This window comes from Sideroxyarcus sp. TK5 (assembly GCF_054601595.1).
The window spans coordinates 20,712-27,180 of record NZ_BAAHSJ010000010.1; the positions used below are offsets into that span (position 1 = coordinate 20,712).

The window sequence follows — 6,469 nt, forward strand, 5'->3', positions numbered from 1 at the left end:
CATGTACTACGTGGTAACCGGAGCAGCAGGTTTCATTGGTTCCAATCTGGTCAAGGCGCTGAATGAACGCGGCGTGACCGACATCATCGCGGTCGATAATCTCAAGAAGGCCGACAAATTCCTGAATCTCACGGATTGCGAGATCGCTGATTTTCTTGATAAGGAGGACTTCATCGAGCGTGTGGTCGGCGGAGACTTCGACGGTGAGATCGCTGCCGTATTGCATGAAGGCGCTTGCTCCGACACCATGGAAACGGATGGCCGTTACATGATGGAGAACAACTATCGCTATTCTCTGGAGTTGTTGAATCACTGCCAGAGCGAAGAAGTGCCATTCCTGTATGCATCGTCCGCATCGGTATACGGCGGCGGCGGCGTGTTCAAGGAAAGCAGAGAATATGAATCGCCGCTGAACGTCTATGCCTACTCCAAATTCCTGTTCGATCAGGTGGTGCGTCGTCGCTGGGCAGAACGCACTTCGCAGATCGTCGGTTTCCGCTATTTCAATGTGTATGGCCAGCGCGAGCAGCACAAGGGGCGCATGGCTTCAGTGGCCTTCCACTTCTTCAACCAGTATCGCGCCGAAGGCCATGTGAAACTATTCGAGGGCTGCGATGGTTATGCCAACGGCGGCCAGTTGCGCGATTTTGTGTCGGTCGAAGACGTGGTCAAGGTCAATATGCATTTTCTGGATCATCCGCAGAAATCGGGCATCTTCAATCTCGGGACGGGGACGGCGCAGAGCTTTAACGATGTGGCTGTCGCGACGATCAATACCTTGCGCGCTGCAAACGGAGAGCCGGTATTGACACTGGAGCAGTTGCTGCAGCAGCAGATCATTCGCTATATCCCGTTCCCGGACGCACTGCGCGGCAAGTATCAGAGCTACACCCAGGCCGACATTTCGGCTTTGCGTGAAGCCGGCTATGTGGCCTCGTTCCTGACCGTGGAGCAGGGTACAGCGAATTACGTGAATTACATGCTGGAGAAGTCGAAGTAAAGCGGGGGGAGGGTATGCAACCCGCGACTTAGGTCGCCAACTTCGAAAGGAGAAAGTGATGAAGAAACTGTTGCTAACCCTGGCAGTACTTTTGTTTTCCGGTTCACTCTATGCAGCCGTCGATCTGAACTCGGCCAGTGTGGAGGAGTTGCAAGCTGTAAAAGGGATAGGCGCCTCGAAGGCTGAGGCGATCGTCCAGCATCGCAAGCAGCACGGGCCGTTCAAGAATGTGGAAGAGCTTGATCAGGTCAAGGGATTCGGCAAGAAATCGGTAGAGCGCTTGCGTAGCGAGCTGACCGTGGGTAAGCCGGACAAGAAGTAAACTTTGCAGTACCTCACGCGATCCGCCCGGTTCATAGCCGGGCGGATTTTTTATGCGAAATTGGAATAACAAAATAGGCAAATGTGATTATCTGGAATGTTGGGCTCTGCCTATAATGCGGCCATCGATTCAATTACTGGGGAGTATGTGATGACCAAGCTGTTTGCAGACAATTCGCTTTCTGTCGGCGGTACGCCGCTGATCAAACTGAACAGGATTGCCGATGGCGCCTCGGCCACCATCCTTGCCAAAATCGAGGGGCGCAATCCAGCTTACTCGGTGAAAGACCGTATCGGTGTGGCGATGATCGATGATGCAGTGAAGAAGGGGCTGCTCGGTCCGGGTAAAGAGATCGTTGAGCCGACCAGTGGCAATACCGGCATCGCACTGGCCTTTGTGGCTGCCGCGCGCGGCATCCCGCTGACGTTGACTATGCCCGAGACGATGAGTATCGAGCGCCGCAAGTTGCTGGTCGCCTATGGTGCCAGGCTTGTGCTGACCGAAGGGGCGAAGGGTATGGGCGGTGCGATCGCCAAGGCAAAGGAGATCGCCGAATCCGATGCTAAGTACGTTTTGCTGCAACAGTTCGAGAACCCCGCCAATCCTGCCATCCATGAAGCGACTACAGGGCCTGAGATTTGGAAAGATACCGACGGCAAGGTCGATATCTTCGTGGCAGGCGTGGGTACCGGCGGCACGATCACCGGGGTGTCGCGCTACATCAAGAATACGCAAGGCAAGGCGATCAAGTCGGTAGCTGTCGAGCCGGCGACCAGTCCGATCCTGACGCAAAAGCGCGCAGGGCAGGAACTAAAGCCTGCACCGCACAAGATACAGGGCATTGGCGCGGGTTTTGTGCCGGGCGTGCTGGATCTGTCGCTTGTGGACGAGGTCGAGCTGGTGACGAACGAGGAGGCCGTGTTGTATGCACGTCGCCTGGCGCAGGAGGAAGGCATCCTTTCCGGCATCTCCAGTGGCGCGGCGGTGGCGGCGGCGGTGCGACAGGCGCGGAAACCGGAGAATGCTGGCAAGACTATCGTCGTCATCCTGCCGGACTCGGGTGAGCGCTACCTCAGTTCCATCCTGTTCGAAGGGATGTTCGACGTATCAGGCATCGCCGTTTGATGCGGCAGTGCAAAGGATAGCGCCTGCATTTATCATGCAGCCGTTATCCATTGACGGAACGAGCCATGTTCAAGACCCTGGAAGATTATGTTGGCAATACGCCGCTGGTCAGACTCAAACGTATTCCCGGAGATACGAGCAACGTCATTCTTGCCAAGCTGGAAGGGAATAATCCCGCCGGTTCGGTGAAAGACCGGCCGGCACTCTCGATGATCCGTCATGCCGAGGCACGCGGCCAGATCAAACCCGGGGATACTCTGATCGAAGCGACCAGCGGCAATACTGGTATCGCTTTGGCGATGGCGGCCGCCATGCGCGGATACAGGATGATTCTGGTGATGCCTGAGAACCAGAGTGTGGAGCGTCGCCAGACAATGCGCGCGTTCGGCGCAGAACTGGTGCTGACACCCAGGGCAGGCAGCATGGAGTTGGCGCGGGATACGGCGGAAAGATTGCGCGACGAAGGTCGCGGCATCATCCTCGATCAATTCGGGAATCCTGATAATCCCTTGGCGCACTATGAAGGTACGGGGCCGGAGATATGGCGCGATACCCAAGGCAAGATCACTCACTTCGTCAGTAGCATGGGTACTACGGGTACCATCATGGGCAACGCGCGATTCTTCAAGGGGATGAATCCCGCGATCCAGATCATCGGCGCTCAGCCGGAAGAAGGGGCGCAGATACCGGGTATCCGCAAGTGGCCGGAAGCTTATATGCCAAAGATATATGATCCCTCCAACATCGATCGTATCGAATATGTGGGGCAGCAGGATGCGGAGGAGATGACGCGCCGTCTGGCCAGGGAGGAGGGGATATTCTGCGGGATATCTTCAGGTGGGGCGCTGAGCATCGCGATGCGTCTCTCTCGGCAGGTGCAGAACGCCACCATCGTTTTCATCGTTTGTGATCGCGGCGACCGGTACCTGTCCACCGGTGTGTTCCCTGCCTGAGGCTCAGTCGCCGAGCGCAATCTTGTGTTTTGAAAGTGGCGGGCTTTGTGCGAAATAGCGTTTGATGCCGCCGAGTATCGCACCCGCCATTTTTTTCTGGTAGGACAGGTCATTCAACTTGCGTTCTTCGGCGGGATTGCTGATGAATGCTGTCTCTACCAGTATGGATGGCACATCGGGTGACTTAAGTACGGCGAATCCGGCCTGTTCCACGCGGCCGCGGTGCAGTTTATTGATCCCGCCCAATTCATTCAGTACGTGCTTGGCCAGTTTCATGCTGTCATTGATGGTCGCAGTTTGTGACAGGTCGAGCAGGGTGCGGGCGAGGTAAGGGTCTTTTACGGCGAGGTTCACGCCACCGATCAGGTCGGCTTCGTTCTCTTTCTTGGCTAACCAGCGTGCACTTGCACTGGTGGCACCGCCTTCGGACAACGCAAACACCGACGAGCCACGCGCATGTGGCTTGATGAAGGCATCCGCATGAATGGAGACGAAAAGATCGGCGTGTGCGCGGCGTGCCTTTTCAACACGTCCACTCAATGGAATGAAGTAGTCTCCGTCCCGGATGAGTACTGCCCGCATGCCGGGTGTCGTATCTATCTGCATCTTGAGTTGGCGCGCAATGGCCAGTGTCACATCTTTCTCGCGCGTACCTCTGCGGCCCAGTGCTCCTGGATCCTCTCCTCCATGCCCGGCATCCAGGGCGATGACAAGCACGCGGTTGCGCAATTCCGGATAAGGTTGTATCGCAGAAGTGTCTGGCGGCTGTGTCGCCGGAGTCGGATCACTGGTGCTACCGGCTTCGATATTCATGTCGCTTGCGACCGGCTCGCTTGCGGCAAGTTGCTGTGTCACGAATGCCATCAATGGGTCGGCAGGAAAGGCGGGGTAGATATCCAGAACCAGCCGATGTCCATATTCTCCGACTGGCTTCAGGCTGAACAACTGGGGTTTGACCTGTGATTTCAGATCCAGGACCAGGCGGACGACGCCGGGTTTGAATTGCCCTATGCGCAAGCCGCTGATATAGGGGTCATCTTTGTTGACTTTGTTGGGCAGCTCAGACAGTGCTGCCCCGAGTTCCGTCTCTTCCAGATCCACGACCAATCTGTCCGGATTGGAGAGTGTGAATTGGTTGTAGCGGATGGCGGCTTTCGATTCCAGTGTCAGGCGCGTGTAATCCTGAGCTGGCCAAAGGCGTGCTGATGTGACGGGGATCTCTGCATGGGCGGAACCCGCACATAGCATCAGCAGCAGAAATACCGTCTTTAGAGTGCGTTCAAACATTTTTCCCCAGCTTCAGTATAGGCGTGCAGGAAGATCTCGCGGCCATCCTGAAGTATCTCAAAGGTGAGGCTGAGGTCGGCATCCGGCAGTAGTCCGGCGGCTCGTTCCGGCCACTCAACAAGGCAAATGTTATGAGCGTCGAACTCGTCACGGAATCCGGCTTCTTCCCATTCATCAGCATCTCGAAAACGGTAGAGGTCGAAATGGCGCAAGTGTAACCCTCGCACTTCGTAGCTTTCAACCAGGGTGTAGGTCGGGCTTTTCACTCGTCCGGTATATCCAAGCGCTAGCAGCAATGCTCTCACCAGCGTGGTCTTGCCGGCACCAAGGTCTCCGCGCAGATAGATCACAAGTCCAGGATGGATCGCATGCGCCAATCGCATTGCAAAGGCAACTGTGGCCTCCTCATTCGGTAGTGCTATTGGGCTATGATTCGAGCCATGCAAAATTGTGATCCCCTGTTGGAAATGGATGGGCTCGCCCTGCGCATCAAGGCATGGGGCAGCGAACTTGGCTTCCAGTCTGTTGGTATTACGGATACCAGTCTGGGCGAGGCGGAAGGTCATCTGCTCCAGTGGTTGGCGTCCGGCCATCACGGTGCTATGGATTATATGGCAAAACATGGGGTTAAACGGGCGCGCCCGCGAGAGTTGCTGCCGGGCACATTGCGTGTGATCTCTGTGCGTATGAATTATTTTCCTGAGTTCAGTCATGCTGCCGAAGCAGTGTTGCGAGACCCATCACGCGCCTATGTTTCCCGCTACGCGCTTGGACGTGATTATCACAAGGTGATGCGAAGCAGATTGGAAAAGCTGGTACAGAGGATAAAGGAGGTGGCCGATTGTCAGTGTCGTGTGTTTTCGGATAGTGCGCCAGTGCTGGAAGTGGCGCTGGCGCATAAGGCACAGCTGGGGTGGCGGGGGAAACACACGTTGTTGCTCACGCGCGAGGAAGGCTCTTGGTTCTTCCTGGGGGAGATATTCATCGACCTTCCGCTGCCGGTGGATGAGGTGCAGCAAAGTCATTGTGGGACCTGTGTCGCCTGTATGGATGTGTGTCCAACGAGGGCTATCACGGCACCATATATAGTTGATGCGCGGCGCTGCATCTCCTATCTGACTATCGAATACAAGGGCAGCATCCCTTACGAGTTAAGGCGGCTCATAGGGAATCGCATCTATGGTTGTGACGATTGTCAACTGTTCTGCCACTGGAACAGGTTTGCGGTGAAAAGCACAGAGCCTGACTTCTCGGTACGGAACAAGCTCGATGACATTTCGCTCATCGAGTTGTTCTCTTGGGGCGAAGAAGAATTTCGTACGCGTATGGCGGGCAGTCCGATCTATCGGATTGGATATGAGCAGTGGTTGAGGAATATCGCAGTGGCGTTAGGTAATGCACCAGCAACTGCCGAGATCATCCAGGCCTTGCAGGCAAAGTCACAACATGTATCTCCCCTTGTCAGGGAGCATGTAGAGTGGGCTCTGCAACAGAAGAGTGAACATAAACAGGATTAAGTTCTTGACCTGATGTGACTGCATCTATAGAATGCCGTCCCTCAACTGACGCGGGGTGGAGCAGTCTGGCAGCTCGTCGGGCTCATAACCCGAAGGTCGTAGGTTCAAATCCTGCCCCCGCAACCAAACAGTAAAGATAGTTGGTGCAAAATAAAGTTGACGTAAATAATTTAGTCACTATAATGCGCACCTCTTCGCTGCCACGGTGGTGAAGGAAGCAAGGAAAAAGTTCTTTAAAAGATAGAAAAAACAACCGATTAGTGTG

General features: G+C 55.3%; 7 protein-coding genes and 1 tRNA gene. 6 read left to right on the forward strand and 2 right to left on the reverse strand.

Features of this window, described 5'->3' with window-relative positions:
• Nucleotide 1 precedes the first annotated feature (1 nt).
• From rfaD to cysM, 4 genes are all read left to right on the forward strand, one after another.
• On the forward strand, nucleotides 2-1,000 hold the full coding sequence (gene rfaD / locus ACYPYQ_RS12875; RefSeq protein WP_459724303.1) for an ADP-glyceromanno-heptose 6-epimerase: 999 nt from the start codon (nucleotides 2-4) through the stop codon (nucleotides 998-1,000).
• A 58-nt stretch (nucleotides 1,001-1,058) separates the two neighbouring features.
• A complete protein-coding gene (locus ACYPYQ_RS12880) occupies nucleotides 1,059-1,322 on the forward strand; it encodes a ComEA family DNA-binding protein (RefSeq protein WP_459724305.1) in 264 nt (87 codons plus the stop codon).
• Nucleotides 1,323-1,472: 150 nt separating this feature from the next.
• Nucleotides 1,473-2,447, forward strand: a complete 975-nt coding sequence (gene cysK, locus ACYPYQ_RS12885; RefSeq protein WP_459724306.1) for a cysteine synthase A — start codon at nucleotides 1,473-1,475, stop codon at nucleotides 2,445-2,447.
• 65 nt (nucleotides 2,448-2,512) lie between these two features.
• Entirely contained in the window at nucleotides 2,513-3,400 is an 888-nt protein-coding gene (gene cysM / locus ACYPYQ_RS12890) for a cysteine synthase CysM (protein WP_459724307.1), read from the forward strand.
• Between the two features lie 3 nt (nucleotides 3,401-3,403).
• On the opposite strand, the gene ACYPYQ_RS12895 is transcribed toward cysM, so the two are convergent.
• Together ACYPYQ_RS12895 and tsaE are read right to left on the reverse strand one after the other, a co-directional pair.
• Entirely contained in the window at nucleotides 3,404-4,687 is a 1,284-nt protein-coding gene (locus tag ACYPYQ_RS12895; protein WP_459724308.1) for an N-acetylmuramoyl-L-alanine amidase, read from the reverse strand.
• Nucleotides 4,669-5,070 carry a tRNA (adenosine(37)-N6)-threonylcarbamoyltransferase complex ATPase subunit type 1 TsaE gene (gene tsaE, locus ACYPYQ_RS12900; RefSeq protein WP_459724309.1) on the reverse strand — a complete coding sequence of 134 codons (402 nt, stop codon included), beginning with the start codon at nucleotides 5,068-5,070 and terminating at the stop codon, nucleotides 4,669-4,671. The genes ACYPYQ_RS12895 and tsaE overlap by 19 nt, the downstream gene beginning before the upstream one ends.
• A 57-nt stretch (nucleotides 5,071-5,127) precedes the next feature.
• Between tsaE and queG the strand changes: the two genes are divergently transcribed.
• Nucleotides 5,128-6,204 carry a tRNA epoxyqueuosine(34) reductase QueG gene (gene queG, locus ACYPYQ_RS12905; RefSeq protein WP_459724310.1) on the forward strand — a complete coding sequence of 359 codons (1,077 nt, stop codon included), beginning with the start codon at nucleotides 5,128-5,130 and terminating at the stop codon, nucleotides 6,202-6,204.
• 49 nt (nucleotides 6,205-6,253) lie between these two features.
• Nucleotides 6,254-6,330: transfer RNA gene (locus ACYPYQ_RS12910), tRNA-Met, on the forward strand.
• Nucleotides 6,331-6,469: the final 139 nt, after the last annotated feature.

What these genes read in the sequence shown, in the direction of transcription:
- cysK (WP_459724306.1), top strand. Translation starts at nt 1,473, where the DNA reads ATGACCAAGCTGTTTGCAGACAATTCGCTTTCTGTCGGCGGTACGCCG.
- queG (WP_459724310.1), top strand. Translation starts at nt 5,128, where the DNA reads ATGCAAAATTGTGATCCCCTGTTGGAAATGGATGGGCTCGCCCTGCGC.
- ACYPYQ_RS12880 (WP_459724305.1), top strand. Translation starts at nt 1,059, where the DNA reads ATGAAGAAACTGTTGCTAACCCTGGCAGTACTTTTGTTTTCCGGTTCA.
- cysM (WP_459724307.1), top strand. Translation starts at nt 2,513, where the DNA reads ATGTTCAAGACCCTGGAAGATTATGTTGGCAATACGCCGCTGGTCAGA.
- rfaD (WP_459724303.1), top strand. Translation starts at nt 2, where the DNA reads ATGTACTACGTGGTAACCGGAGCAGCAGGTTTCATTGGTTCCAATCTG.
- ACYPYQ_RS12895 (WP_459724308.1), bottom strand. Translation starts at nt 4,687, where the DNA reads ATGTTTGAACGCACTCTAAAGACGGTATTTCTGCTGCTGATGCTATGT.
- tsaE (WP_459724309.1), bottom strand. Translation starts at nt 5,070, where the DNA reads ATGCGATTGGCGCATGCGATCCATCCTGGACTTGTGATCTATCTGCGC.